29 protein-coding genes and 1 tRNA gene are annotated in these 23758 nt (G+C 60.9%); 14 read left to right on the forward strand and 16 right to left on the reverse strand.

Annotation, left to right across the window (positions count from 1 at the left end; translation table 11 throughout):
• Positions 1-108: 108 nt before the first annotated feature.
• On the reverse strand, positions 109-1092 hold the full coding sequence (locus tag HKD31_RS04800) for a hypothetical protein (RefSeq protein ID WP_194264348.1): 984 nt from the start codon (positions 1090-1092) through the stop codon (positions 109-111).
• A gap of 222 nt (positions 1093-1314) precedes the next feature.
• Between HKD31_RS04800 and HKD31_RS04805 the strand changes: the two genes are divergently transcribed.
• Both HKD31_RS04805 and HKD31_RS04810 read left to right on the forward strand, forming a co-directional pair.
• Positions 1315-1962: an ATP-dependent Clp protease proteolytic subunit gene (locus tag HKD31_RS04805; protein ID WP_228120230.1), complete on the forward strand. Its 648-nt coding sequence runs from the start codon at positions 1315-1317 to the stop codon at positions 1960-1962.
• Positions 1963-2018: 56 nt separating this feature from the next.
• On the forward strand, positions 2019-2993 hold the full coding sequence (locus tag HKD31_RS04810) for a ferritin family protein (RefSeq protein WP_194264346.1): 975 nt from the start codon (positions 2019-2021) through the stop codon (positions 2991-2993).
• Positions 2994-3057: 64 nt separating this feature from the next.
• On the opposite strand, the gene recA is transcribed toward HKD31_RS04810, so the two are convergent.
• From recA to HKD31_RS04850, 8 genes are all read right to left on the reverse strand, one after another.
• Positions 3058-4095, reverse strand: a complete 1038-nt coding sequence (recA, locus tag HKD31_RS04815; protein WP_194264345.1) for a recombinase RecA — start codon at positions 4093-4095, stop codon at positions 3058-3060.
• 212 nt (positions 4096-4307) lie between these two features.
• Positions 4308-5384, reverse strand: coding sequence for an EscU/YscU/HrcU family type III secretion system export apparatus switch protein (locus HKD31_RS04820; protein ID WP_194264344.1), 1077 nt, complete (start codon positions 5382-5384; stop codon positions 4308-4310).
• A gap of 3 nt (positions 5385-5387) precedes the next feature.
• Positions 5388-6242 (reverse strand): flagellar biosynthetic protein FliR, encoded by an 855-nt coding sequence (locus tag HKD31_RS04825; RefSeq protein WP_194264343.1) that lies wholly within the window; start codon positions 6240-6242, stop codon positions 5388-5390.
• Between the two features lie 73 nt (positions 6243-6315).
• Positions 6316-6588 (reverse strand): flagellar biosynthetic protein FliQ, encoded by a 273-nt coding sequence (locus HKD31_RS04830; protein ID WP_011253052.1) that lies wholly within the window; start codon positions 6586-6588, stop codon positions 6316-6318.
• A 2-nt stretch (positions 6589-6590) separates the two neighbouring features.
• On the reverse strand, positions 6591-6938 hold the full coding sequence (fliE, locus tag HKD31_RS04835; protein WP_194264342.1) for a flagellar hook-basal body complex protein FliE: 348 nt from the start codon (positions 6936-6938) through the stop codon (positions 6591-6593).
• 5 nt (positions 6939-6943) lie between these two features.
• Entirely contained in the window at positions 6944-7351 is a 408-nt protein-coding gene (gene flgC / locus HKD31_RS04840) for a flagellar basal body rod protein FlgC (RefSeq protein WP_011253054.1), read from the reverse strand.
• 12 nt (positions 7352-7363) lie between these two features.
• On the reverse strand, positions 7364-7756 hold the full coding sequence (locus tag HKD31_RS04845) for a flagellar basal body rod protein FlgB (protein WP_194264341.1): 393 nt from the start codon (positions 7754-7756) through the stop codon (positions 7364-7366).
• A 126-nt stretch (positions 7757-7882) separates the two neighbouring features.
• Positions 7883-8797 (reverse strand): DUF4357 domain-containing protein, encoded by a 915-nt coding sequence (locus tag HKD31_RS04850; protein ID WP_194264340.1) that lies wholly within the window; start codon positions 8795-8797, stop codon positions 7883-7885.
• 170 nt (positions 8798-8967) lie between these two features.
• Here HKD31_RS04850 and HKD31_RS04855 point away from each other — a divergent pair, with 170 nt between their 5' ends.
• Both HKD31_RS04855 and fliP read left to right on the forward strand, forming a co-directional pair.
• A complete protein-coding gene (locus HKD31_RS04855) occupies positions 8968-9273 on the forward strand; it encodes a flagellar biosynthetic protein FliO (protein WP_194264339.1) in 306 nt (101 codons plus the stop codon).
• Positions 9270-10037 carry a flagellar type III secretion system pore protein FliP gene (gene fliP, locus HKD31_RS04860; protein WP_194264338.1) on the forward strand — a complete coding sequence of 256 codons (768 nt, stop codon included), beginning with the start codon at positions 9270-9272 and terminating at the stop codon, positions 10035-10037. Before HKD31_RS04855 ends, fliP begins: the two co-directional genes overlap by 4 nt.
• A 54-nt stretch (positions 10038-10091) precedes the next feature.
• Here the strand turns inward: fliP and HKD31_RS04865 are convergent, their stop codons facing one another.
• On the reverse strand, positions 10092-11510 hold the full coding sequence (locus HKD31_RS04865) for a gamma-glutamyltransferase (protein WP_194264337.1): 1419 nt from the start codon (positions 11508-11510) through the stop codon (positions 10092-10094).
• Between the two features lie 232 nt (positions 11511-11742).
• Here HKD31_RS04865 and HKD31_RS04870 point away from each other — a divergent pair, with 232 nt between their 5' ends.
• Positions 11743-12501: a DsbA family protein gene (locus tag HKD31_RS04870; protein WP_226986551.1), complete on the forward strand. Its 759-nt coding sequence runs from the start codon at positions 11743-11745 to the stop codon at positions 12499-12501.
• Between the two features lie 35 nt (positions 12502-12536).
• Here the strand turns inward: HKD31_RS04870 and HKD31_RS04875 are convergent, their stop codons facing one another.
• Positions 12537-12893 (reverse strand): hypothetical protein, encoded by a 357-nt coding sequence (locus HKD31_RS04875; protein ID WP_228120232.1) that lies wholly within the window; start codon positions 12891-12893, stop codon positions 12537-12539.
• A 129-nt stretch (positions 12894-13022) separates the two neighbouring features.
• On the opposite strand from HKD31_RS04875, the gene folP reads away from it, so the two are divergent.
• The 6 genes from folP to HKD31_RS04905 all read left to right on the forward strand — a co-directional run bounded on the left by folP (position 13023) and on the right by HKD31_RS04905 (position 18343).
• Complete coding sequence (gene folP / locus HKD31_RS04880) at positions 13023-13820, forward strand: dihydropteroate synthase (RefSeq protein WP_228120233.1); 798 nt, start codon at positions 13023-13025, stop codon at positions 13818-13820.
• Positions 13817-14716 (forward strand): 2-amino-4-hydroxy-6-hydroxymethyldihydropteridine diphosphokinase, encoded by a 900-nt coding sequence (gene folK, locus HKD31_RS04885; RefSeq protein WP_194264334.1) that lies wholly within the window; start codon positions 13817-13819, stop codon positions 14714-14716. Before folP ends, folK begins: the two co-directional genes overlap by 4 nt.
• Positions 14713-15387, forward strand: a complete 675-nt coding sequence (gene folE / locus HKD31_RS04890) for a GTP cyclohydrolase I FolE (RefSeq protein ID WP_080691937.1) — start codon at positions 14713-14715, stop codon at positions 15385-15387. The genes folK and folE overlap by 4 nt, the downstream gene beginning before the upstream one ends.
• A gap of 195 nt (positions 15388-15582) precedes the next feature.
• Positions 15583-16614, forward strand: a complete 1032-nt coding sequence (locus tag HKD31_RS04895) for a fatty acid desaturase family protein (protein ID WP_194264333.1) — start codon at positions 15583-15585, stop codon at positions 16612-16614.
• A gap of 31 nt (positions 16615-16645) precedes the next feature.
• Positions 16646-17257, forward strand: a complete 612-nt coding sequence (locus HKD31_RS04900; protein ID WP_194264332.1) for a CatB-related O-acetyltransferase — start codon at positions 16646-16648, stop codon at positions 17255-17257.
• 186 nt (positions 17258-17443) lie between these two features.
• Positions 17444-18343 (forward strand): fructose bisphosphate aldolase, encoded by a 900-nt coding sequence (locus tag HKD31_RS04905; RefSeq protein WP_194264331.1) that lies wholly within the window; start codon positions 17444-17446, stop codon positions 18341-18343.
• 22 nt (positions 18344-18365) lie between these two features.
• Here HKD31_RS04905 and HKD31_RS04910 read toward each other — a convergent pair whose 3' ends face one another.
• From HKD31_RS04910 to queE, 3 genes are read right to left on the reverse strand one after another with little or no spacing between them, the layout of a single operon-like run.
• Positions 18366-18893 carry a 6-carboxytetrahydropterin synthase gene (locus HKD31_RS04910; RefSeq protein WP_062458507.1) on the reverse strand — a complete coding sequence of 176 codons (528 nt, stop codon included), beginning with the start codon at positions 18891-18893 and terminating at the stop codon, positions 18366-18368.
• Complete coding sequence (queC, locus tag HKD31_RS04915; protein WP_194264330.1) at positions 18890-19618, reverse strand: 7-cyano-7-deazaguanine synthase QueC; 729 nt, start codon at positions 19616-19618, stop codon at positions 18890-18892. The genes HKD31_RS04910 and queC overlap by 4 nt, the downstream gene beginning before the upstream one ends.
• Positions 19619-19620: 2 nt before the next feature.
• Complete coding sequence (gene queE, locus HKD31_RS04920) at positions 19621-20262, reverse strand: 7-carboxy-7-deazaguanine synthase (RefSeq protein WP_194264329.1); 642 nt, start codon at positions 20260-20262, stop codon at positions 19621-19623.
• Between the two features lie 143 nt (positions 20263-20405).
• Here queE and HKD31_RS04925 point away from each other — a divergent pair, with 143 nt between their 5' ends.
• Together HKD31_RS04925 and HKD31_RS04930 are read left to right on the forward strand one after the other, a co-directional pair.
• The gene (locus tag HKD31_RS04925; RefSeq protein WP_228120234.1) at positions 20406-21236 is read left to right on the forward strand and encodes an ABC transporter permease; all 831 of its coding nucleotides are present in this window, start codon (positions 20406-20408) and stop codon (positions 21234-21236) included.
• 4 nt (positions 21237-21240) lie between these two features.
• Positions 21241-22011 carry an ABC transporter ATP-binding protein gene (locus HKD31_RS04930; protein ID WP_194264327.1) on the forward strand — a complete coding sequence of 257 codons (771 nt, stop codon included), beginning with the start codon at positions 21241-21243 and terminating at the stop codon, positions 22009-22011.
• A 7-nt stretch (positions 22012-22018) separates the two neighbouring features.
• Here HKD31_RS04930 and HKD31_RS04935 read toward each other — a convergent pair whose 3' ends face one another.
• Entirely contained in the window at positions 22019-22369 is a 351-nt protein-coding gene (locus tag HKD31_RS04935) for a DUF3147 family protein (protein ID WP_194264326.1), read from the reverse strand.
• A 74-nt stretch (positions 22370-22443) separates the two neighbouring features.
• Positions 22444-22520: transfer RNA gene (locus HKD31_RS04940), tRNA-Asp, on the reverse strand.
• A gap of 203 nt (positions 22521-22723) precedes the next feature.
• On the opposite strand from HKD31_RS04940, the gene HKD31_RS04945 reads away from it, so the two are divergent.
• The gene (locus tag HKD31_RS04945; RefSeq protein WP_194264325.1) at positions 22724-23653 is read left to right on the forward strand and encodes a retroviral-like aspartic protease family protein; all 930 of its coding nucleotides are present in this window, start codon (positions 22724-22726) and stop codon (positions 23651-23653) included.
• Positions 23654-23758 lie beyond the last annotated feature (105 nt).

Below are 23758 nucleotides of genomic sequence, written 5' to 3' on the forward strand. Positions count from 1 at the left end.
AAAGGGAGCAGCGACGATAGACAGGTTTTTTCAGGAGTGGAACAGCCTGACTGCGCCTGATTTCACAATGTCGTCTTCCAGGGGATCTCTTCCGGGCTGCTCGCAGTGTCAGTGGTTGATCGTAACCCGGACGCCATCGCCAATGGCTTCGGCTTTGAGAATGATTGCGGATGCGGGCACGCCGCGCGCGATCAGAGCGCGGGCGACCACGCGGGCGCGCAGCAGGCCCAGCGCGATTTCCCGGTTCTGGTCCGCGGGCGCAAGGGCTGCATCCGCGCTCATGAAGGCCCCGAAGCCAAGGATGGTCAGGCGCTTGTTCCCGCGCAGGGAAACGATGTGCTGGTAATCACCCTGCGGATCACCCGTGACGTGGTCCGTTGCGGGCTGGAAGCGGATCAGGGTGCCTTGGGGCGTGGATGTGTCGATATCCGGGCGGACGGGATCACTGACCATTGCATCACGCGGCAGGTCGAACCCCGGAAACTGCGGCGGAGGTGGAGGCAGATCGCCGATTTTCGGGAACTGGCCCGGCGGGGTCGGGGGGATGGATTTCGCAACGACGGCGGGAAGTTCCGCTTCCGCCGCCGGGGCGGAGGGAGCCGTCTTTTTTGCTGGTGCGGAAGCATTGGGGACCGATGTCGTCGTCAGATCGGGAGCCGGATTGATGGCGGAAGGGCTCTCCGGTTCCGGCTGTCCGACTGTCGTCATGGTCATGCCGCTCTGTTCCGTATTGGCTGTCGTGGCGGCCGGGGCAGGTTTGGGCGGCGGGGGAATGGTCGGCAGGGCACCCTGGGCCGCACTTTCGCGCTGGGCCAGGTTCCGCTGGGCTTCAAGCTGTGTCGTCAGTGACAGACGTGCCTCGGGCGTCGGAAGGTCGGGGGCCTGCGTCGGGGTACGGCCGACATGCGGATAGCGCAGGTTCTCGCCCGGCGGTGGGGCGCGCAGCTTGGCAATCTCGCCGCCTTCAAAGTTGTGCCACCAGCCGGTTACGGTATCCGTTGCGTCCTGATGCTGGCAGGCCGCCAGCAGCGGCGCGGTCATCAGCAGGAGAAACGGGATTTTTCTCGCAGTCCTGCGTGTCGCCGCTGTCATGGGCTGCCTGCTGTTCCCTGGGACCACTGTGCCGTTCCTGCCGTCTGTAGAATGTCCAAATGCGGCGGAGACTAGCGGTTCGTGGCAGGGATGGCGAGAGTTCCTGTCGGTCCGGATCGGAAGCCCGATCCGAAGGAGGACTTGGCACCGACGAAAACGAAGCGCAGGATAGGGAGTATGAAGATGCATGCTGGATCTGGAAACGATATGGATATCACCAGAATGACCCCGACCCGCCTGGACCCGATCCATCTGGACGACGAGCCGGATGCTCCGGAGCCCGAAACCAAAGAAGACGACAACAAGACGCTGAACAGCCCGATCAGCGAGCTTGAGGGCCGTCTGTTCGATCAGCGGAAAGTCCTGATCTTCGGCGGTATCAACGACAAGATCGCCCGTGATGTCACCGGTCGCCTTCTGGCGCTGGCCGGGACGTCCGACAAGCCGATCGACGTGTATGTGAACTCCCCGGGCGGTCATGTGGAGAGTGGTGACACCATCCATGACATGATCCGTTTCGTGGATTCGATTGCGCCGATCAACATGATCGGGACCGGCTGGGTCGCCTCCGCTGGTGCGCTGATCTACGCTGCCGGCCGTCCGGAACGACGGGTCTGCCTGCCGAACACGCGCTTTCTGCTGCACCAGCCGATGGGTGGCGTGCGTGGTCCGGCAACGGATATCGACATCGAGGCCCGCGAGATCATCAAGATGCGCGAGCGCCTGAACCGGATATTTGCGAAGGAAACCGGGCAGACCTACGAAAAGGTCGCCAAGGATACGGACCGCAACTACTGGATGTCGGCCCATGAAGCCATTGCCTATGGCCTCGTGAACCGCATCATCCACTCGGCAACCGAACTCAAGTAAAAACTACAAGCTCCAAGGGGCACGGCGTGCCTTTCCGGCATGCCGCGAACACAGTTATGAAAAGTCTGGCCGAAATCTATTCCCATCTTCCCGACGCACCGTCGGAGAAGACGCTCGAGCGCGTTGATTACGAAGCGCGCCACTGGAGCAGCCCGATCCAGGGGCCGCTCAAGCCGGGTACGGAAGAGCACAAACGGGCCGTCGCCGCGATGTTCCGTGATACGTTCAATCCGTACAAGCCGTCCGTGATCGACTGGCCGAAGCTGGATCCGGAGACGCTGCATCGCATCACGTCGCTGCCGATCTGGGATATTGCGGTCCAGACCGAGGGTAAGGCCCGCCTGCGCATGGCCGCCTATGCGGACATGATCACCGACCCGGACATGAAGGATGCGCTGTCGCGTAATGCCTGGGAAGAGAACCGGCACAAGGAAGTCCTGACCAAGCTGGTCGAGGCCTACAACATTCCGATGGCGCCGGAGCCTCCGTATGTGACGCCGAAGGATACGGAATGGGCGTATCTGGTCACGGGTTTCTCGGAATGTGTGGACAGCTTCTTCGCGTTTGGTCTGTTCGCGCTTGCCGAGCGGGCCGGGCTGTTCCCGCAGGAACTGATCGAGACGTTCGAGCCGGTGATGCAGGAAGAGTGCCGCCATATCCTGCTGTTCGCGAACTGGCTGGCCTGGCACCGGGCGACCATGCCGTTCTGGAAGCGGCCCTGGTTCGAGCTGCGTGTGATCGCAGTGTGGCTGTTCCTGGCCTATGAGCGCATGGGTCTGGCCCGTTCGATCGACGAGAACGGTGAAGAACACACGCAGGACAACAATTTCACGGTCACGGGTGCCAAGGACATGACGACGATGGACATCAGTCTTCCAGACCTGATGCAGCTCTGTCTGGACGAGGATGACCGCCGGTTCTCCGGTTATGATCCACGTCTGCTACGGCCGACGACGACGCCGGCGATAGCGCGTGCGATCATCAAGGGTGCAAAGCTCTGGGATCGGGTCCGGAGCAAGATCGCCGCCTGAGCGATCCTCTTCTCGATAGTCAAACGGCATAAAAAAGGGCTCCGGAAGGAGCCCTTTTTTTGTTTCAGTCTTCCGGGGTGCCTTCGGCGTCGGGCTCCGGATCCGTCATCAGGGCGTCGGAGAGGACGCCGGCTTCTGCGCGGATGCGGCGCTCGATTTCGGAGGCCATCTCCGGATGCTCGCGCAGGAACTGCTTGGCGTTTTCACGACCCTGTCCGATGCGCTGGCTGTCAAAGGAGAACCATGCGCCGGACTTCTCGACGATGTTGCCCTTCACGCCCAGATCGAGCAGTTCGCCCATCTTGCTGATGCCTTCGCCATACATGATGTCGAACTCGACCTGGCGGAACGGGGGCGCCATCTTGTTTTTCACGACCTTGACTCGGGTCTGGTTGCCGACGACCTCGTCCTTGTCCTTGATGGAGCCGATGCGGCGGATGTCGAGACGGATGGAAGAGTAGAACTTCAGCGCGTTACCGCCGGTCGTCGTTTCCGGATTGCCGAACATCACGCCGATCTTCATGCGGATCTGGTTCAGGAAGATGACGAGCGTGTTGGAGCGCGAGACCGTTCCAGTCAGCTTGCGCAGGGCTTGGCTCATGAGACGGGCGTGTAGGCCGACATGGCTATCGCCCATATCGCCTTCGAGTTCGGCGCGGGGCACAAGTGCGGCGACAGAGTCCACGACCAGCACGTCAACGGCGCCGGAGCGGACCAGCGTGTCAGCAATTTCCAGTGCCTGTTCGCCGGCATCCGGCTGGCTCAGGAGAAGATCGTCGATGTTGACGCCGAGTTTGCGGGCATAGCCCGGGTCGAGCGCATGTTCGGCATCGATGAAGGCCACGGTGCCGCCCTTTTTCTGGGCTTCGGCAAGCACATGCAGGGCGAGAGTGGTCTTGCCCGAGCTTTCCGGTCCGTAGATTTCGACGATACGGCCGCGGGGCATGCCACCGATCCCGAGAGCGATGTCCAGCCCGATGGATCCCGTGGAAATCACATTGGCTTCCACTTTCGGGCGCTGGCCCATGCGCATGATCGAGCCTTTGCCGAAGGCGCGCTCAATCTGGCTGAGTGCGCCTTCAAGCGCCTTGGTCTTGTCCATTCAATCCTCGCAATAGGTTGGGGCTGGCGTTTCCAGGATACGATAGACCGGGCGGCCACTCTCGCAAAGAGCCGCGATTTCCGCGATTGCCGGCTTCCTGTGCTTCCTGTGTTCGCAAAATGTTCTCGTGCAGACATATCATGCCTGACCCCCCTTTCGCCAAGGGGGCTGGTCGCTTCCAGGAAAGATTTTTTCAGGACCGGCGGCTGTGTCTATCGCAGGGGAGCAGAACGGCTGGCAGGGCGTTTGAGTTTCCAGACATAGGCAATGATGGCCGCGACGACCTTGAAATGTTCAGCAGGGATTTCGCTTTCGAGAGGAAGGGTGAAAAGTGTGCGGGCCAGCGGCGGGTTGGCCACAATCGGGATGCGGTTGTCCTGTGCGATTTCCCTGATGCGGGCCGCCACTTCGTCCATGCCCTTTGCGACGATTTTTGGCGCGCCACCGCTGCCCTTCTCGTAAACAAGTGCGACGGCGTAATGCGTCGGATTGGTGACGACAACGGTCGCTGTCTTGACGGCCGCCATCATGCGCTGCCTGGCCGCTTTTGCGCGCAGGGCTTTCTGGCGGCCTTTGACGTGCGGATCGCCTTCCGTGTTCTTGTATTCGTCCTTGAGGTCTTCGCGGCTCATCTTCAGTTTGGAGATATGCCGGAAACGCATCCAGAAAATATCAAAGCCGGCGATGACCAGTTGCGCCAGAATCATGGCGGATGCGGCCCTGAAGCCGAGATCCGTCATCATTTTCAGGAGGGGGCCGGGTTCCATCCCGACCATTCGCGGTGCGCTCGGGATGGCACCTTTGGAGATATTCCAAAGGACCACGGCAAAAATCGCAAATTTCGCGAGGGCCTTGAACGTATCGGGAAGCGTTCCGCCACCGGCGATGCGCTTGAAACCCGCCAGAGGAGAGATCCGTTCGAATTTCGGAAGCAGGGATTCAGGATGGATGAGGAACCCTGTCTGCAGGAACCCGCTCCCAAGGCAGAGCACGGCGACGGTCGCTGCCATTGGCACGGCCAGCTTCAGCCCGGCTTCAATGGCGTGGTCCGTACTGTTGAGCAGGCCCCCCTGTGCCATGGGGACCGTGCCGGCATTGGCCATAAGGACCAGCATGACGTGTACAAAGTCCGTCACCAGATACGGCAGAACCATGAAAATTCCTGCAAATCCGCCCAGAAGAACCACAAAATTCATGGCCTCGCGTGACATGACGATCTGCCCGTCCTCACGCGCCTTCTGAAGGCGTTGTGAGGACGGGGCTTCTGTCTTGTCGTCGGAATCAGACATGCTTCAAAGTCCTGGAAGAGCGCGGAGGACGTCGAAAGCCTGTCCCTGCCAGATGGTGACCATGGTGCTCAGCGTGAGGCCCAGAAGAGCGATGCCGCCGAGAAGCTGAAGGGGACTGGCGGCATTATAGATCTGCAGGGTGGGGAGCAGGCGCGTCATGATGCCGAGCATGCCCTGCCAGACAAGCGACAGGATCAGAAATGGCGCACTGAGCTCCAGTCCGAGGGCGAAGCTGCGTTCCGTGAGTTGGATGATGCCTTGGGTGGAATCGCCCAGCAGGTTCCAGTGTGCGTGAGAAGCAGCGGCAAGCAGGGCTCCTCCCGGCGGAATGATGCTGTAACTGCCGAGGATCGCGCGGACGGGCAGGATATATGCGCCGGTCACGAGAAGCACGAGAGGCGCCAGCAGGTTCAGGAAGCGGGCAGGCGCGGAACTGCCCGAACCCAGATCCGGGTCCGGTTGAAGAACGCTCGAAATCCCCATGCAGACCGCGATGATCTGCCCAGCAATCGGCAGGGCCATGCAGATCAGACGCGCCATCCAGCCGACCAGGATTCCGGCAAAGAGCTCGACGGCGATCATGCCGCAGAGCCCCAGCGGGGCCAATGCATCCAGGTGGTCCTGCATCAGCAGGGGGGCGACGAGTGGAAGGAGGAGAACCGTGAGGGTGATGGCGCATCCCGCACGGATCATCATGGGCATGGACTGTTCGCCAAGACCCGGCATGACCATGACGACCGCCCCGGTGCGGGAAAGGACCAGAACAAAGGCGAGGGCCCAGACGCTCAGGGCCGGTCCACTGAGATCCAGCCCCTGTAACGCGCTTGCTCCGCCCGGACCGGCAAGACCAGCATTCACAGCAGAGCGTCTTTCAGACCGGAAAATCCGGACACAGGCATGTCAGTCAACTCCGAATCCGGAAGGGGAGGGCTCAGGTGGTACCGACGAGGATGAGCTGGTCGAAGAGATGTCGGGTAAAGCTGATGAGCGTTGCGGTCATGAAGGAGCCGGCCATGACCATGACGGCCCCGATCGCCAGCACCTTGGGGACGAAGGACAGTGTGGCCTCGTTGAGCTGGGTGACCGCCTGCACCAGCGAGACCAGAAGGCCGACCCCGAGGGCAGTCAGGAGGGCGGGGGCACTCAGCTTGAGAGCGACGAGAAAGGTCTGTTCCAGAATGGCGCCGAGATCGATGGCCTGCATGGTCAGATCGTCATTTTCATCACGTCCTGATACGCCTGTACCATGCGGTCGCGGATCACGGTCGTGGTCTGGAGAGCGAGCTGCGCGTTGGACACCGCGGTGACGATCTGCGTCATGTCTTCGCCGCCTGTCAGGCCCTGTGCGGCCTTGGCTTCGGCATCATGACCGCTGTCGATGACGCTGCTGACGGACTGGGAGAGGATGGAGCCGAAATCCGTACCGGAACTGCTGCTGGCGGTCGCTGCGGACGACTGTATCCCGTCATCGACATTGTCCGTAAGCCCCTGCAGGCGGCTCTGGAGACTCTGGACGGCGTAGGCATTATGGGCCTGGGTGAGGGATGTGAGCATCTGGATTACTTCAGCAGGTCGAGTGTACGGGACAGCATGGTCCGGGTGCTCGACAGGGCATTAAGGTTGGCTTCGTAGGAACGTTCGGCTTCACGCATGTCCATCATCTCGGTCATGGAATCCACGTTGGAAACCTTGACGTAGCCGCGTTCATCAGCGGCGGGATGGGATGGGTCGTAGCGGGTGTCGAAGTCCGACATGTCCTGTCCGACATTCTGGACATCCACGGTCGAGGCACCCGTTTCGTCGTCTACATGTTCGGCGAAGGTGATGGTCTTGCGACGATAGGGATCTGCGCCGGGCTGGGAGCCGGTCGTATCCTGATTGGCGAGGTTTTCCGCGACGATGCGCAGGCGCTGGGCCTGTGCGTCCATGCCGCTTGCGGAAATGCCGATGGTGGTGGACAGGTTCATCCGTCAGGCTCCTTACTTGCCGAGTGCCGTCTGGAACATGCTCAGGTATTTCGAATAGACGTTCACGGCGAGATGCTGCTGGTCGTTCACGTCTGCGACCTGTTCCATCTGCTGGTCCAGAGAAACCTGATTACCATCCAGGGACTGTTCGGATGTGGTCTCGATGGTGTGGGTGCCTGAGGCGTTGTAACCGATATGATCGGGCTGGGTGACGGTGGGCGTAATGTCGAATTCGCCCATCGCCGCCTCGAAAGGGGAGACGTCCTTGGCCTGGTAGTCCGGTGTATCGGAGTTGGCGATGTTGCCGGCCAGCACCTGCTGGCGCGCCTGAAGCCAGTTCATGCGGTCACGGCCCAGAGAAAAAAGGTCGGTGCCGCCTGCGCTGGTTGGGTCGATGTTACGCATCGAGACAGTCTCCATCATGCAGGTGCCGGAAAAATCCCGGTGAAGCGCATGATGGCGTGAAATCTTTAATAAATGGTTGCCTGAGCCGTCGATTCTGCTGTGGGAGAGGGGTGTGAGGGGACTTTGTCAGGCTTCGCAGTCGTTACCGGGCGTAGAGCGATCCATAGCCTCTTCTAAAGTCTTTCCGGTGCTGTCTTTCCACTTCGCCCAGCCGTTGACAGAATGTCCCAGCAGGACGGTGGCCGCGGGGCTTGGGGCTTTGAACAGTACGTCGCGGGTGAAATAAATGCGGTCGCCTTCAATACGTAACAGACCTTGCTCCAGCATGGCCTGTCGCTTCTGAGCATAATTAAAACTGCTAGAAACTTCAGCGCGGCCATAAGAGCCTGCCAGTACCACCAGTCCTTCTTGCGTATACTGGGCACGTCCGTCCACGCCGGATGCACGGCAATAAAATTCGGTTGGGATGGACTGTTTCTGTAAATCCAGAACAGGTTCAGTTGTCTGAGTAACAGGATTCCGGTTGCGGATGAGGGGTTCGAAAATCGGGTATCCCAGGGTCGTCAGCAGGATGTCGATTGTTTCGAAAATTTCACGACATTCTGCTTCCAGCGCGGGCAGGGTGTGGGGTTTTGTGCCGCCTGTGCCGTTGTCCATTTCAAAGCGCTGGGCCTGTGCGGCATGGCTGAGGGCGAGCCATTCCAGATAGTGCGCGTGTGTGACGGTCAGGCTTTGGGTGAGCGAGAAGGCGACGACGGCCCGGTTCCACCAGAGGCCCTTCTTCTCGTTGTGCTGCTTCAGGCGGTTTCCGAAATTTCCGGTCTGTCCGACATAGGCTTTCGGCCGTTCCGTTTCGTCGTTTTCACCGAACAGGATGTAAATGCCGACCGAGTTGGCTTCGGGCCGCTTCAGAAATTCCTCCAGTCGCAGGCGGGGAATTTCGACAACCTGCACGATCCGGGTGGTGATGGAGGCAGTACGGATTCCCTGTGGATCGCCGGAGGGAAGGAAAATCTGGATCGTCTGGGGATGGGCGTTCACGACGTCTGGTCCTGCGCAGAAACATTCAGAAAAATATTTCTGACAGGGACAGCATGCTCAGGACAGGGGTTTTCTGCTTTTTGGACAGCATCTTTGGCAAAACCGAGGGGCAATTAAGCGGTCGTTAATCGGTCTTGGGCATCATGTAGGGGAATGAGGATGACTGACCTATGACCCTGCATGAGTGCGTGAACGCGATTGCCGCTCTGATTTTTATTATCGTGCTGATTTTCTGTGCCCGACCCCTGCTGCGTTTTCTGGAACAGAAAAGGGGCGGTGCTCGGGAGGGGCAGGCGGGACTTTCGCTGGTGGGGCAGATGGCGCTGGACCGGACACGGCGTCTTTCGGTTGTGCGTTATGGCGCACGGGAGGTTTTGATCCTGACGGGTGGGAATCAGGACATCCTGATGGACTGGACAGAGCGAGACACGTTTGCTTCGGCGCTCGACGCTTCTGGCGCGGAGGACGTGGCATGAGGAAGGGTCTGTCCGTACTTCGGGGGCTGGTCCCGGTTTTCGTATTGCTGGCCTGTCTGGCTTTTCCGCATCTGGCGCATGCTCAGGCCGTAAGCATCGATCTGGGGCAGAATGGTGCTTCTGGTGGCGCGGGGACGACTAGTCGGCTGGTGCAGCTGACGGCTCTGATCACTGTTCTGTCTCTGGCGCCGAGCCTGCTGGTAATGATCACGGCGTTTACGCGGATCGTGATCGTCCTGTCCCTGTTGCGCAGTGCGCTGGGGGCGCAGGGAACACCCCCCAATACGGTTCTGATCGGGCTGGCTCTGTTTCTGACGCTGTTTGTGATGCAGCCGACGCTTCAGAAATCCTGGGATGCGGGGATCGAGCCGATGATGGCCGGGCGTGTCGGCGAAATGGAAGGTCTTACGGCCGCGGCCCAGCCGTTCCATGATTTTATGGCGGTGACGGCACGTCCTGCGGATGTGGCGACGTTCCTGAACATCGCGCATGAGAAGCCACCCGCGAAGATCGGGGATACGCCGTGGCGCGTGTTGGTTCCGGCCTTCATGATCGGGGAACTGCGTCGCGGTTTTGAGATGGGATTTCTGCTCTATCTGCCGTTTCTGGTCATCGATCTGGTGGTGTCCAGCGTGTTGATGAGCCTTGGCATGATGATGCTGCCCCCCAGTACTGTATCCCTGCCGTTCAAGCTGATCTTTTTCGTCGTGGTGGACGGCTGGTCGCTGGTGGCGGGAAGTCTGGTGCGAAGTTTTACCGGGTAGAGCCCCGGTCAGGAAAAAGCCCCGCCGGTCAGAAGATCGGCGGGGCTTTTTTCGTCAGTTCCTGCTGTCGTTCGTCGTGCCCGCGGCGAGGCCAGCGGCACGGGGGTCCGTGGAGCCGCGGCACGAATCGTTGCCCTGGCAAAGGATGGCGTTGATGCGGCCAGCGCCCTCATGCGGAATCGGGGTTTCATGTGCGGCAGCGCGGGCAGCGTCTCCGACGGCATCGGCGGCTTCGTTCTGGCCGGAGGCCGCGATGACAGCGCGCAGGTTGCGCTGGTCACGCAGGACGGCGGCGGAGAGCAGCGGCTGGGGTGTACGGGCGGGAGATGCGCCGAGCACGACGCCGGTGCTGCCCGCAATACGGCCGGTTCCGAACAGGTTGTTGTCACTCAGGACGCAGGCCACGGCCATGCCGGAATGGTCGGTCACGACAAAGGACGTCGAAGCCGGAAGGGCCGGAAGGGAGCCACCACCGGAACGGCCGCTGTTGAGAGCCGCCTGGGCGGCGGCGAGCGATGTGTTGCCGGAGGCGCGCCATGCCGCGACGGTGCCCTGAGCGGAGGCGCCGGTCGTGTAGCGGACGGCTGCTCCAAGGCCACCATCGGCTGGCGGGGCCAGGAACGAGGCTTCCACACCGCCCTGTCGCGTCGTCAGGGCTTCTGTCTGGAGGGGAAGGGTCTGGCGCATGTCGTCATCGTTCAGGCCACCCCCGGCTTTCTGGGCTGCGGTCACGTAGACGTCAGCCAGAGCCCCGTTATAGAGGTCGCCGACGCCGGCAACCCGGATGCGCTCCAGGAAGCCTGCGAGGCGCGGCTGGGCCAGGCTGTCACCGGCCACGAGAGTGGAGGCGTCGCCGCGGCCGAAGATGGCGCGGGCACCGTCATCGGCCAGAAGGGCCGGACGCACGGCGGCCAGATCGGCTGCCAGCGTGCGGCTGACAGTGATGCCCGTGCTGGCGAGATTGAGGGCCGGGGCGATCAGATCATTGAAATCGACCGTGCCGTAATGGAGCTGCATCAGATACAGGCCACGGAAGTCGGCCGGTGTGGCAGCCGGACGATCGGCGCCCTTGCTGGTGCCGGCGCGGGTCTGGAACGTGATGGACTGTGCCACTTCGCCGGGACGGCTGACGAGGCAGGCGCCGCCGCCGCCGAAAGATGCACGGGACGGCAGGGTGACGCCGAGCGCCAGGGCCGTCGCGGTGGCGGCATCGGCTGCGTTGCCGCCACGGGCCAGCACGTCATGGCCGACCAGGGCAGCCTGCGGTTCGTCAGCGACGACCGTGCCGATGCTGCCGCCTGCAGGAGCGGATGTTTCGCTGATGCCGACGAGATGGGAGCCCGGGATCCACGAGCAGGCGCTCAGCAGAAGGCCCGAGGCGACCGACGCCATCAGTGAGGCGGGCAGGCGGGAAGAGACGCGACGGGCCTGTGTGGCGTCCGGGGTGGAAATCTGGTGCTGTCGATGCGCCACCTGGCGTTTCTCCAATGTCTGGTCACGACTGTCCGGCCTCGTGGCCTTCGCGGATGGCGGGCGCGGGCAGACGGGTCTGCGCCGTGGGTCCTGGTCCGGTTGTTGTTCCCTCATAACGGGAATCTGTTGTTTGTGGGAGAGGCGAGTTGGTGTCTTCTCTTTGCCACAGACCTTCTTTATGCCGTATGGACCTGATGTCCTGTCTTTCCTTCAGCTGATCCGGAGCTTTCCGTTGAGATACCCTCTGCTTGCCACAGCGTCTGCCGTTGTTGCCGGAATGGCCTTTCTTGTGGGCGGTCAGGCTCTGGCAGCTCCGGCGACATCCTTCACACCTGCCCAGCGGGCCGAGATCGTCGGCATCATGCGTGATGCGCTGCAGAACGATCCGAGCATCCTGACGGACGCCATCCGCGCGATCCGTGAAAAGGCCGAGGAGCAGAAGCAGGATTCGACGCTTGCTGCCGTGAAGGCGCATCAGTCCGAGCTTCAGACTGCGCCCGATTTCGCCATTCGGGGCAACCCGCATGGCAGGATCACGGTGGTGGAATTCTATGATCCGCGCTGTTCGTACTGCCGGTCCATGATGGGCGAGGTGGACAGTTTCCTCAGCCGTCATCCGGATGTCCGGCTGGTCGAAAAGGTCGTGCCGGTTCTGGGTAACAACAGCGTTCTCGATACGCGGGCGATTTTCGCTGCGAGCGCACAGGGCAAGTATGAGGCCATGCGTCGGGCGCTGATGGCAGACACCACCAAGCCGAGCATGGAGCGGATCGTCGAACTGGCTCAGGCCAATGGCATCGACGTGAAGAAGCTGACGGCCGACATGAGTTCTCCCCAGACCGTGGCGCTGATCAACACCAATCTGGATCAGGGGCGCGCCGTTGGTCTGGACGGAACGCCGACGTTCATTTTCGGTACGGCGGCCGTGGCTCCGGGTGCGCTCGAAGCGGACCAGATGGATGCGTTTCTGGAGCGTGCCCGAAAGGCGTGAGCCTCCGGACACTTTGATCGGGGCACTTTAAGGGGTCAGCGTTTCTCGCTGTCTGCGCCTGAGCCATCCGCGTCCCCGTTGCCGTCAAGGATACCGGCGCGGGACGGAGCATCCGAACCCGGCTGAACCGTGCGGGTGATCGCGGCGACTTCGTCATCGGATGCGGCAGGAGGCGTTCTGTGGTTTGGGGACCGGCTGTTGGGGCTGTCAATGTCGCGCTGCAGCACATTGGCCAGCGCTTCGGGATCCGTGCGTTCGGCAGCGTCCAGAAGGCGTTCGGCCAAGGCGTCGTCCCCGATCTGCCGGGCGCGGAGAGCAGCCTCGGCCTGTTCGGTCGCGACCTGGTATTTGCGGTCTTCGCCTTCGAAGGGAGTGTCATCGATGATGGACATGAAGCGTACCTTCTTTCTGGGGGCGCGATTGGGTTGGGGCAGAACTGAAAACACGATCATGCTGCCGCAGTTCCCGAAAGGGATGTTGAGGCTCTCCGTATGATAACGGCACGGATGAAGGAAAGTCGGATGAAGCTGGCTGGAAACGGGCCGGTGGCAGTGATGGGGATCGTGAACGTCACGCCGGATTCCTTTTCCGATGGTGGCCGTTTTCTGCGCCCTGAAGCGGCTCTGGCCCATGGACGCGCGTTGCTGGCAGATGGGGCCGACCTGCTGGACGTCGGAGCTGAATCCACGCGACCGGGATTTGAGCCTGTCCCGGCGGAAGAGGAATGGGCGCGGCTTTCGCCTGTGGTGGGGACGCTTGTGGCGGAAGGGGCCGTCATTTCGGTCGATACCACCAAGGCGTTCGTGGCCCGGCGGGCGCTTGAGGCCGGGGCTGACGTTATCAATGATGTGTGGGGGCTGCAGGCCGATCCGGAAATGGCATTCGTGGTGGCGGATTCGGATGCCGTGGCCGTGCTGATGCATAACCGGCATGAGGTGGATGCGGCGCTCGACCTGCGCGCGGACTGGCGGCGGTTTTTTGACCGCTCGCTGGAGCTGGCGGAGCGGGCCGGGTTGGAGCAAGAGCGGATCGTGCTCGATCCCGGTGTCGGATTTGGCAAGACGCAGACGCAGAATGTTGAAGCCGTGGCACGGCTTGGGGAGTTGCGGTCCGAATATGGGCTGCCGGTTCTGCTGGGGGTGTCGCGCAAGTCGATGTTCGGGCATTTTCTGGGGCGCGCGTCGTCCGAGCGGCTGGCGGGAACGCTGGCGACCAATCTCTATGGGGTAGAGCAGGGGGCCGCGATCCTGCGGGTGCATGATGTGCGCGAGCATGTGGATGCGTTGAAAATGCGCCAGATTCTGAAGGATGTCCGATGATCGTTCCTGTCCTGACTTCCGTTTTCGTGCGGGATCTGTGCCTGTTTGGCTATCACGGCGTGCTGCCGGAGGAGACGCGGATCGGGCAGCGCTTTGTGGTCGATATCGAGATCCGGGCCGATCTGTCAGGCGCGATTGCGGGCGATGATTACGAGCAGGCCGTCTGTTACGGAACGCTGTGCGATATCGCTTCGGATATTGTGACGGGGCCGCCTCTGCAGCTGATCGAGACAGTGGCGGGGCGCATTGCTGAGACCGTGTTGGCGAAGCTGGAGCGTGTGGAGTGGGTGCGGGTCGAGGTGCGCAAGCCCTCTGCGCCGGTGCCTTATGCGGTTTCAGGGACGGCGGTGTCCGTGGAGCAGGCCCGGGTTCATGAGGTTGCGTTCTCGCTGGGGAGCAATCTTGGGGAGCGCGAGGCTGTTCTGGCGGCGGCGGTGGATCGGCTGTCGCTGGTGGATGGACTTGAGATCGCGGATGTGTCGTCACTGTATAACAGCGCGCCCTGGGGCGGGGTGGAGCAGCCGGCATTTGTGAATATCTGCGCTACCGGGCGGACAACGCTGGAGCCTCACGCGCTTCTGCGGGTCTGCAAGGCGATCGAGGCCGATCTGGGTCGTGTGCCCGGTGTGCGCTGGGGGGCGCGGGCTGTCGATATCGACATTCTTTATTATGGAGCGCGGGAAATCCGGGACCGGGTGCTGACGCTGCCGCATGTGTGTCTGTTCGAGCGGGCTTTTGTGCTCGAGCCTCTTGCAGAAATTGATCCAGATCACGTCATTGGTGGACGTCGCGTGCGGGACGCGCTAGCAGTCCTGCCGCGGAGCCCGGGGGATGTGACCCGGCGCGCACCTGACGGCACCGGCCGTTGGGGCATCAAGGAGCCTGAACCCGCATGACCAACCTGAACGCCACGATCATGACCGCCGCTTCGGCACGTCTGTCGGACAGTCAGGACAGCCTTTCTTCCGAAGAACTGCGCCCCATGGGAGCATTGCCGCTGCCTGCGGATGCGGAAGTACGGATTGCGGGTGCCGTGCGGGAGATCCTTGAGGCACTGGGCGAAAATCCGGAGCGTGAAGGCCTGCTTGATACGCCGCAGCGCGTGGCGAAGATGTATCTCGAAGTGTTCAGCGGTCTGCATCAGGACCCACGGGATCATCTGAAGACGCAGTTCTCGGCGGACCGGCATCATGGTGCGGTCATCGTCAAGGACATCCGCTTCCATTCCATGTGTGAGCATCATCTGCTCCCGGTCTATGGCAAAGCGCATGTGGCCTACCTGCCGGCAGGTGGCCGTCTGACTGGACTGAGCAAGATTGCGCGGCTGGTCGAAGGCTTTGCCCGTCGTCCGCAGCTTCAGGAACGCCTGACGGACCAGATCGCGCAGGGCATGGAAGATGTTTTGGCGCCGGAAGCCGTGCTGGTTGTGATCGAAGCCGAGCATATGTGCATGAGCATGCGCGGTGTGCGTTCGCCAGGCTCGACGACCGTGACGTCCATCGCACGCGGCACCTGGCTGAGGGACAGCGCTGCGCGGATGGAGATCATGTCGCTCCTGCGCGGCTGATCCGTATCGCCTGGCCGGGCGCCCGGATATTTGTAAAAACAGGGCCTGACATCAAGAGCTTGGCAGTAAAAATCGAGTGTACCAAAAAATATTGCGACAGATAAGTATTGTTTGTTACAAATATTAAATTGATATGGTATTGATTATATAAATAATTCATATTACTGATTTTTCTAGAGAAATATATGGATTATTATGACGCCTGTCAGGGAAAACCAGCTGCAAGCGTCAGGATATTCCGATGAAACAGCACGGTCAGTCCGCAAATATCAGGGCTCGTATTTCTGGACCAGCCTGTTTCAGGTTGTCTCGACCGTCAGCCTGCTTCTGCTCTGCTACATCCTGATTTACGCCGGTCTGGTAAAGGGCTGGTGGTGGTCTCTGGCGCTCACCCCGCTGGCGTCGGGCCTGTCCATCCGGACCTTTGTTCTTCAGCATGACTGCGGACATGGCTCGCTTTTCCGACGGCGATGGGCCAATGACGTGACAGGATGGCTCTGCTCGCTGCTGACGCTGACCCCGTATGATCACTGGAAGAAGCATCACGCCCTGCACCACGGGTCCTGGAATAATATGGACACGCGGGGGCGTCTGTCTGACCTGTATTCGGACTGTATGACTGTCGCCGAATACCGTAAAATGACACGGCTGAAGAAGTTCCTGTACCGGATGAGCAAGAAGCCGGTCCTGACGGTCTTTTTGATGCCGCCAGTCATCTTCTTCATCGTCTACCGCTTCGCTTTTGATACACCGCGGCACTGGATCCGAGAGCGGGTGGGCGTTTACGGAACCAATCTCTGTCTGGCGGCAATGTTTGTCGCTCTCTCCTGGCTTGTCGGGTGGAAGCTTGTGCTGCTGGTGAGCTTCATGGTGATTTATCCAGCTGCCGTGACCGGTGTCTGGCTTTTTCTGGTCCAGCACAGGTTTGAAGGCGTGCAATGGGCCGGAAATCCTCAGTGGAACAGTTTCGATGCGGCTGTGACCGGCTGTTCGTTTCTCCGTTTCTCGCGGGTGATGCGCTGGTTTACGGGTGATATCGGAACGCATCATGTCCACCACATGGCCCCTGGCATTCCGAATTACAGGCTGCTGGCCTGTCACGAGGCCCATCCGGCATTTCAGGACGTGAAAATCCTGACCTGGCGGGATGGTATCCGTGAGGCCCGGAGCAACGTGCTATGGGACGAGGAAATGCAGACTATGGTTGATCTCCACTCGGTGACATGATGCATCATGTCACGATGAAGGAGTGGCCCTCATGGCATTTGGAGAGCGTGCGTTTCAGGCCCTGACGCGTTATGCGCTGGCCTATCAGATCGATGAATGGGGCTGGCAGATCGGTCCGCATACCTACGGCGCCCCGGTCATCCTCGAAGCGGGAGAGGCTGGTCTGACGATCGGTGATTACTGCTCGATCGGGCCCGGTGTCACGATCATCCTGGGTAACCATCGCGCCGATCTGGTCAGCACCTATCCTTTCAAAACCCTTTCGCATTTCTGGCCCCCTGCCGAAGAGGGGGAGGACGATCACTCCTCCAAAGGCGACGTCATCATTGGCAATGATGTCTGGATCGGGGCGCATGCCACGATCATGTCCGGGGTGACGATTGGGGATGGCGCCGTTATTGCCGCGCAGGCTCTCGTCACGAAATCGGTGCCGCCTTATGCGATTGTCGGCGGTAATCCGGCAAAAGTGATCCGCTACCGTTTTTCCGAAACGGTCATTGCGCGTCTGCTGGCGCTGGCATGGTGGAAATGGCCGGAAACGCTGGTGGAAGAACGCTCCGGGCGTCTGATGAGTGACGATATCGAAGCGTTTCTGGCGCTTTATGAAAATGCTCCGTACGGGTCCGGGGACGGTTCATCCTGATTTGGTGAGTGGTGTTGCGCCTTCATGAGGGGGCAGGCTTGCGGTACGGTTTCTTGAAACCGTCGTACCGGAACTCCCCGGGTATCCGTGCGATTGGGCTGTGTCGGGAAACGTGCCGCGACAGGGGGTGATCCGTGGGGTCCTTCGGGAGTGGTGACGGTTTTCCCTGTATCGAAGGGGATCTTGATGAGTACCGCGGAAACAATGATGTCACAGATGGCGGAAAAAGGCGGATTTATCGCTGCTCTGGATCAGAGCGGCGGCTCCACGCCTGGTGCGCTGAAACAGTATGGCATCCCTGAAAGCGATTACTCGGGCGAGAGCGAGATGTTCGCGCGGATGCACGAGATGCGGGTGCGGATCATCACGGCGCCGTCTTTCACGGGAGACAAAGTGATCGGGGCGATCCTGTTCGAGCGAACCATGGATGGAGACGTGAAAGGCGAACCGGTCCCGGCCTATCTCTGGCGCGAGCGGGGGGTTGTTCCGTTCGTAAAGATCGACAAGGGCCTGGAGGCGGAAGCAGACGGTGTCCAGCTTATGAAGCCGATGCCGGGGCTGGATGAGCTGCTGGCGCGGGCCGTGAAGTTGGGTGTCTATGGGACGAAGGAACGCTCCACGATCCGTCTGCCGTCCGAGAGCGGGATTCGCGCTATCGTGCAGCAGCAGTTCGCGGTGGCAGAGCAGGTTCGCAGGCATGGGCTGGTCCCCATCCTGGAGCCGGAAGTGCTGATCAAGAGCCCGGACAAGAAGGCCTGTGAGCAGCTTCTGCATGATTATGTTCTGGAGGAGCTTCAGAAGCTTCCCGAAGACGCGCGGATCATGCTGAAGGTGACGATCCCGGAAGTGCCTGATCTGTATGACGATATCGCGCGTGATCCGCGCATGGTCCGTGTCGTTGCCTTGTCCGGTGGCTATCCGTTGGATCAGGCCTGCGAAAAACTGCGGCACAATCATCGGATGATCGCGAGTTTCTCCCGGGCCCTGATCGGGGATCTGCGGCATCAGATGGATGATGCGCAGTTCGACGCGACGCTGGGCGAGACGATCGATCAGATCTACGACGCCTCGGTCCATAAGGTCTGAGACCAAGGCTCCGGACCGGGCGTCAGGCGATACTGGCGTCCGGCCTGTTCCACCAGCACTGTTCCGGTGGCCGCGAAACGGTGGGCAGGTAATGCTGCGGATTGCCGCCAAGACGGACGGTGTTGGTGGGCGTTTCTTCCAGTTCGATCTCATGGACACGCAGGATGTCGCCCTGATCCGCGAGGATGGCGGTCAGTTTGGCGAGCATGAGAGCGGCCATAAGTTCGGTCGTCGGGTCACCAGGCGTGACGACGATGCGCTGGGCGCGTTCGGGTTCGTTCTCGCGGAACCATGCAAGCAGCGGATCGGTTTCCGAGAGCTGAAGCGCGTGATCGAGGCTGTTATCCACGAAATGGTGCCAGCGCGTCTTGGCCTCGGCGAAGGGCAGGATCATGTTCGCATGGCCATCCAGCCGGGCTTGCTTCGCCGGACGCAGCGTCACGCGGACATATTCATTATGACCGTGCGGAATGGCGCAGCGTTCGCTGGCTCCCGTGATAAGCCGGTGTCCCATACAGAAACGACGGGTGAAGACGAGTTCAGCAGTCATGCGGCGCCTCCGTGCGAACGGCGGCTCTGCTGGTAACGCCGCCAGCCATCGGCACGCAGGTTGCAGGCCGGACAGGTGCCACAGCCATAACCCCAGTCATGCTGATGCGTGCGGTCGCCCATGTAACAGGAATGGCTGTCCCGATTGATGAGGTTCACGAGCTTCTGGCCGCCGAGTTCTTCCGTCAGATCCCAGGTCTGGGCCTTGTCGATCCACATCAGGGGCGTGTGCAGAACGAAGCGCTGGTCCATGCCGAGGTTCAGGGCAACCTGAAGGGCCTTGATCGTATCGTCCCGACAGTCCGGATAGCCGGAATAGTCGGTTTCGCAGACGCCCGTGACGATGTGCCGTGCATTGCGGCGGACGGCGAGAGCCGCTGCGAAGGTCAGGAAGATGATGTTGCGGCCGGGTACGAACGTATTGGGGAGGCCGTTCTCGCTCAGTCCGATCTCGGCCTCGCGGGTCAGGGCCGTTTCAGACAGGGCGCCGAGGGAAGCGAGGTCGATCGTGTGGTCATCGCCGAGGCGTGCTTTCCAGTCCGGTGAGAAGGCAGCCATCTCGTTCCGCAAAGTCTCGCGGCATTCGAGTTCGATGGCGTGGCGCTGTCCGTAGGCGTAGCCAACGGTCTCGACACGGTCGAAGCGGGAGAGGGCCCAGGCGAGGCAGGTCGCGGAATCCTGACCGCCAGAGAACAGGACAAGAGCAGTGTTGCTGCTGATGGTCATGGTCAGGGGATTCCGATCAGCTTGTGGGTCTGGAGCGACAGGCGCCAGCGCGGATGGCTCAGGCAGTAAGCCACGGCGGCCTGTGTGTTGGCGATGCGGTCGGGGCCGTCCATCGGCTGAAGCCAGAAATGGCGGAACGCGAACTGCTCGAAGAGTTCGGGCGGCAGTTCGGGCTGGGGATAGACCAGCTTGAGTTCTGCACCTTCAGTCTGCACGAGTGCACCGCCTGGTTTGGGGCTGACGCAGATCCAGTCGATTCCTGCGGGACCTGCGATGGTGCCGTTGGTTTCCACCGCAATTTCGAAGTCGCGGGCCTTTACGGCGGCAATCAGGGCGTCATCAAGCTGGAGCAGGGGTTCGCCGCCCGTGAAGACGACATAGCGCCGGCCGCTGTCATCGGCCGTACCGGTCCAGCAGGCCTCGATGGTGGAGGCCAGGGCCTCAGCCGTCTCGAAACGGCCGCCGCCTTCACCATCCGTGCCGATGAAATCGGTATCACAGAACGTGCAGGCGGCCGTGGCGCGATCCTGCTCGCGGCCCGACCACAGGTTGCAGCCGGCGAAGCGGCAGAACACCGATGCGCGGCCTGTCTGTGCACCCTCGCCCTGGAGGGTCACGAACATTTCCTTCACAGCATATGACATGACCGCAGCATGTCGGCGAGGTTGGCGCAGGATGCAAGGGAAATCATCACGCCATCCTGTTGCGAGGGCGGCAGAGGGTGGTTTCGGCCGTCAGGGGGGATGGGCAGGACACGCTTTCATGGTAGGGAGAGCGCATGGAAGACATGAATGCCCGTTCTCCTGTTCTGGTTCTTGAACCCCAGCGTGGATGGGGGCTTGTCCGCTCTGCCGCAGCCGATCTGAGGGCAGGTCTGCGGCTGTTTCCGCTCGCCGCGGCGCTTGGCTGGCTGGACATCAAGATGCGGTATCGCGGCTCCATTCTGGGGCCGCTGTGGCTGACGCTCTCCACCGCCGTGATGATTGGCGCAACGGGTGTGGTGTACGGCTACCTCTTCCACATGGACCTGAGAACCTATCTGCCCTTCCTGTCGCTTTCGATCGTGCTGTGGGGATATATCGGCACGGTGGTCAATGATGCAGGAACGGTCTTCACACAGAACACCCCCTTGTTCCATTCGATGCGGATTCCGGCCAGCCTCCCCGTCATGCAGGTGATCGTCCGGAACCTGTTGATCCTGCTTCATAATATGGTGGTAGTCGCCGTCGTATTTGCGGTCTTCCGGATCTGGCCACACCAGATCTGGAGCCTGCTTCTCAGCCTTCCGGTCTGGATCGTGGACAGCTTCTGCGTCATCCTGCTCATCGGGATGCTGGGCGCGCGGTTTCGCGATATCGCACCGATCGTGGCGTCCCTGCTGCAGATCTTCTTCTTTGTGACGCCGGTCATCTGGAAGCCCGAGCTGATCACGACCGGGCGTCAGTATCTGCTGCTCGACCCGTTCTATTCGCTTCTTGAAATCGTGCGCGCGCCTCTTCTGGGGCGGACGGTTGATGCGGTTGTCTGGGGAGCGGCCATTGGGCACAGCGTGCTCCTGTGGCTTCTGGCGGCCATCCTGTTCTGCCGGATGCGGTCGCGCATTCCTTACTGGATCTGATCTGATGCCCGGTATCGTTGTTGACCGTCTCTGTATCGATTTTCCACTGTATCATGGCCAGAGCCGCTCCCTGAAACGGCAGGTCGGCAAGACCCTGACCCGCTTTGCACCGTCCTCGCCATCGGCGCATCTGATGCATGACCAGCGGGAACGCACGATTGTCAGCGTACTGCGGGAAATCAGTTTCACGCTGCGCTCCGGCGAGCGGCTGGGGCTGATTGGCAGTAACGGCGCTGGCAAGACCACCCTCCTGCGGGCGCTGGCCGGCATCTATGAGCCTGTTGCCGGGCGAGTCCGGCTTGAGGGGACGATGCGGACCCTGCTGGATAGCAGTCTGGGTATGAATCCCGATCTGACCGGTCGTGAGAACATCCGTCTCAAAGGCCGGTATGAAGGACTGTCACGCCAGCAGATCGACCGGATCGAACAGGACGTACAGGACTTCGCGGAGCTCGGGCCTTACATGGACATGCCGGTGAAAGCCTACAGTGCGGGCATGAGTGTCCGCCTGGCGTTCGGTCTGGCGACGGCGTCTGCCCCGGAGATCCTGCTGATGGATGAATGGTTCCTGGCAGGCGACGGCATTTTCATGAACAAGGCCCGCACCCGGCTTGAGGAACTCGTCCAGAAGGCGGAGATCCTGGTGCTCTCGACCCATCAGCCCGAAATCATGCGTCAGTGGTGCACGCGTGTCCTGTGGCTGGAGAACGGCCATGTCCGGATGGATGGCTCACCCGACGAGGTTCTGGACGTTTATCTGGCACACACGGGTTGAGACGTCCTCAGCTCCCTGAACCAAACCGTGCAAGCGCCCAAATCGTCCCGAGATACAGGATGATCGTAAGGGCACACCCTGCCATCAGAGCCACCCAGAACGGCACTCCCACTCTCAGCAGCCGCGGGATGAGCAGAAACATCGGCAGGGACGGAAGTACATACCAGAACGTCGCTTCCGCATGGCGGCTCATGACGATGCGGTCAGGTTTTTCCACCCAGAGCCAGATCATGCCCAGAACCGATACCAGCGGCAGGGACGCAATCAGGGCACCCGCTCCCGGATAACGTCGCGCGACGCCTGAGGCCGCCGCGATCAGAACACCCGAGATCAGACATTTCAGAATGAAGAAAACCATATCCTTACCTAGAGGTAAGCGATCGTTTTCGGAATTTGTTTTTTCTGGGAATGTGGCCAACTCCAGAAGAGGAGTGGCGCGAGTGACGGGGCTCGAACCCGCGACCTCCGGCGTGACAGGCCGGCGCTCTAACCAACTGAGCTACACCCGCAAAGCTGCTTTCCAGCATCTTGGGACCTTCCGTTCGGGAAGCTGTTTGGCTTCCTCTCGGTCGGTGGCGGTGATTTATCAGCCTGCCCTGGGGGTGGCAATAGGGTTTTCTGAAAAAAAAGCTCACCCGGGCAAAAAAACTGCCTTGCCCGGTCCGGATGGGACGTGTCCTTTGTAACGGATCGATACAGATGCGGGGATGTCATGACGCTGGGCCGACTGGGTGCGCTTCTGCTGATGGGGACTGTTCTTGCCGGGTGCGAGAGTGGTCCGCGTCAGTGCAAACTGTTCATAAGCGGTGACATGCCGGTTCTGAATGACTGGGGAAGTCCCATCGTTCGTGCCGCGATCAATGGGCATCCGGTTGCACTGATTGTTGATACGGGGGCTTTCTCCACCACGATCGGGAAGAATTTCGTGGAGCCGCTCGGTCTGGACGATACAGGTGGGACCGTGTTCGTCCGTGGCGTCGGGGGAGACGAGTATGCGCGTGTCATGACAATCCGCACGCTGGACATGGGAAGTTCCAAGGCTCTGAACATCGCTGTGGCCGGGGCCGGGAAGTTTACCGGAAAGATCGCCGGCCTCCCGATTGTGGGATTGTTCGGGCGTGATTTTCTGGGACGCTACGATACGGTCGTGGACATGCCGTCTCATCGGGTGCGCCTGGTTGAAACTGAAGACTGTGAAACGCCGACGCCCGGATGGACGGGTCGTATTCACACGGTTCCCATCAGCCATCCCTATAACGGCGGCCAGAAAACTACGCTGGATATCCGCCTGAATGGCCACGCGACCGATGCTGTTCTTGATACGGGAGCAGCCAGCAGCCTGATTAGCATGGATGGCGCAAGAGCTGCGGGTGTGACGCGTGCCATGCTGGAAAAGGATCCGGTCACGACCGGTTATGGCCTCACGCGGGATCCGGTGAAAAATTATCGCCATCATTTCGATACCCTCCAGATGGGCGATATCGTTTTTCGCGATGTCGTCCTGAGGGTCGGGGGTGATCTTCCCGATACGGATGCCCTGCTGGGAGCGGATGTTCTCCGGCATTACCGGATCTGGATTCCCCGCTGGGGCCACTGGATGTTCGTCCAGCACGATGTCGATATTCCAGTATCAGCCAACTGAAGAAGTCTGAGAGGCATTAACGGAGTTTCAATCAACTGTTCTCTAGGAAGGGAAGCATCTGGTCGGCTGCATGCGGCTGTCGTGGTGTGATCTGTGTTTCTGGAG

Origin of the sequence: Gluconobacter potus (assembly GCF_015244705.1) — a bacterium.
GTDB lineage: Bacteria > Pseudomonadota > Alphaproteobacteria > Acetobacterales > Acetobacteraceae > Gluconobacter > Gluconobacter potus.

What these genes read in the sequence shown, in the direction of transcription:
- folE (WP_080691937.1), top strand. Translation starts at nt 14,713, where the DNA reads ATGACCAACCTGAACGCCACGATCATGACCGCCGCTTCGGCACGTCTG.
- HKD31_RS04935 (WP_194264326.1), bottom strand. Translation starts at nt 22,369, where the DNA reads ATGGTTTTCTTCATTCTGAAATGTCTGATCTCGGGTGTTCTGATCGCG.
- queE (WP_194264329.1), bottom strand. Translation starts at nt 20,262, where the DNA reads ATGTCATATGCTGTGAAGGAAATGTTCGTGACCCTCCAGGGCGAGGGT.
- HKD31_RS04905 (WP_194264331.1), top strand. Translation starts at nt 17,444, where the DNA reads ATGAGTACCGCGGAAACAATGATGTCACAGATGGCGGAAAAAGGCGGA.
- HKD31_RS04855 (WP_194264339.1), top strand. Translation starts at nt 8,968, where the DNA reads ATGACCCTGCATGAGTGCGTGAACGCGATTGCCGCTCTGATTTTTATT.
- flgC (WP_011253054.1), bottom strand. Translation starts at nt 7,351, where the DNA reads ATGAACCTGTCCACCACCATCGGCATTTCCGCAAGCGGCATGGACGCA.
- folP (WP_228120233.1), top strand. Translation starts at nt 13,023, where the DNA reads ATGAAGCTGGCTGGAAACGGGCCGGTGGCAGTGATGGGGATCGTGAAC.
- HKD31_RS04845 (WP_194264341.1), bottom strand. Translation starts at nt 7,756, where the DNA reads ATGCGTAACATCGACCCAACCAGCGCAGGCGGCACCGACCTTTTTTCT.
- HKD31_RS04810 (WP_194264346.1), top strand. Translation starts at nt 2,019, where the DNA reads ATGAAAAGTCTGGCCGAAATCTATTCCCATCTTCCCGACGCACCGTCG.
- HKD31_RS04805 (WP_228120230.1), top strand. Translation starts at nt 1,315, where the DNA reads ATGACCCCGACCCGCCTGGACCCGATCCATCTGGACGACGAGCCGGAT.
- fliP (WP_194264338.1), top strand. Translation starts at nt 9,270, where the DNA reads ATGAGGAAGGGTCTGTCCGTACTTCGGGGGCTGGTCCCGGTTTTCGTA.
- HKD31_RS04895 (WP_194264333.1), top strand. Translation starts at nt 15,583, where the DNA reads ATGACGCCTGTCAGGGAAAACCAGCTGCAAGCGTCAGGATATTCCGAT.
- folK (WP_194264334.1), top strand. Translation starts at nt 13,817, where the DNA reads ATGATCGTTCCTGTCCTGACTTCCGTTTTCGTGCGGGATCTGTGCCTG.
- HKD31_RS04925 (WP_228120234.1), top strand. Translation starts at nt 20,406, where the DNA reads ATGAATGCCCGTTCTCCTGTTCTGGTTCTTGAACCCCAGCGTGGATGG.
- HKD31_RS04900 (WP_194264332.1), top strand. Translation starts at nt 16,646, where the DNA reads ATGGCATTTGGAGAGCGTGCGTTTCAGGCCCTGACGCGTTATGCGCTG.
- HKD31_RS04800 (WP_194264348.1), bottom strand. Translation starts at nt 1,092, where the DNA reads ATGACAGCGGCGACACGCAGGACTGCGAGAAAAATCCCGTTTCTCCTG.
- HKD31_RS04875 (WP_228120232.1), bottom strand. Translation starts at nt 12,893, where the DNA reads ATGTCCATCATCGATGACACTCCCTTCGAAGGCGAAGACCGCAAATAC.
- HKD31_RS04830 (WP_011253052.1), bottom strand. Translation starts at nt 6,588, where the DNA reads ATGCAGGCCATCGATCTCGGCGCCATTCTGGAACAGACCTTTCTCGTC.
- recA (WP_194264345.1), bottom strand. Translation starts at nt 4,095, where the DNA reads ATGGACAAGACCAAGGCGCTTGAAGGCGCACTCAGCCAGATTGAGCGC.
- HKD31_RS04945 (WP_194264325.1), top strand. Translation starts at nt 22,724, where the DNA reads ATGACGCTGGGCCGACTGGGTGCGCTTCTGCTGATGGGGACTGTTCTT.
- HKD31_RS04910 (WP_062458507.1), bottom strand. Translation starts at nt 18,893, where the DNA reads ATGACTGCTGAACTCGTCTTCACCCGTCGTTTCTGTATGGGACACCGG.
- fliE (WP_194264342.1), bottom strand. Translation starts at nt 6,938, where the DNA reads ATGCTCACATCCCTCACCCAGGCCCATAATGCCTACGCCGTCCAGAGT.
- queC (WP_194264330.1), bottom strand. Translation starts at nt 19,618, where the DNA reads ATGACCATCAGCAGCAACACTGCTCTTGTCCTGTTCTCTGGCGGTCAG.
- HKD31_RS04930 (WP_194264327.1), top strand. Translation starts at nt 21,241, where the DNA reads ATGCCCGGTATCGTTGTTGACCGTCTCTGTATCGATTTTCCACTGTAT.
- HKD31_RS04820 (WP_194264344.1), bottom strand. Translation starts at nt 5,384, where the DNA reads ATGTCTGATTCCGACGACAAGACAGAAGCCCCGTCCTCACAACGCCTT.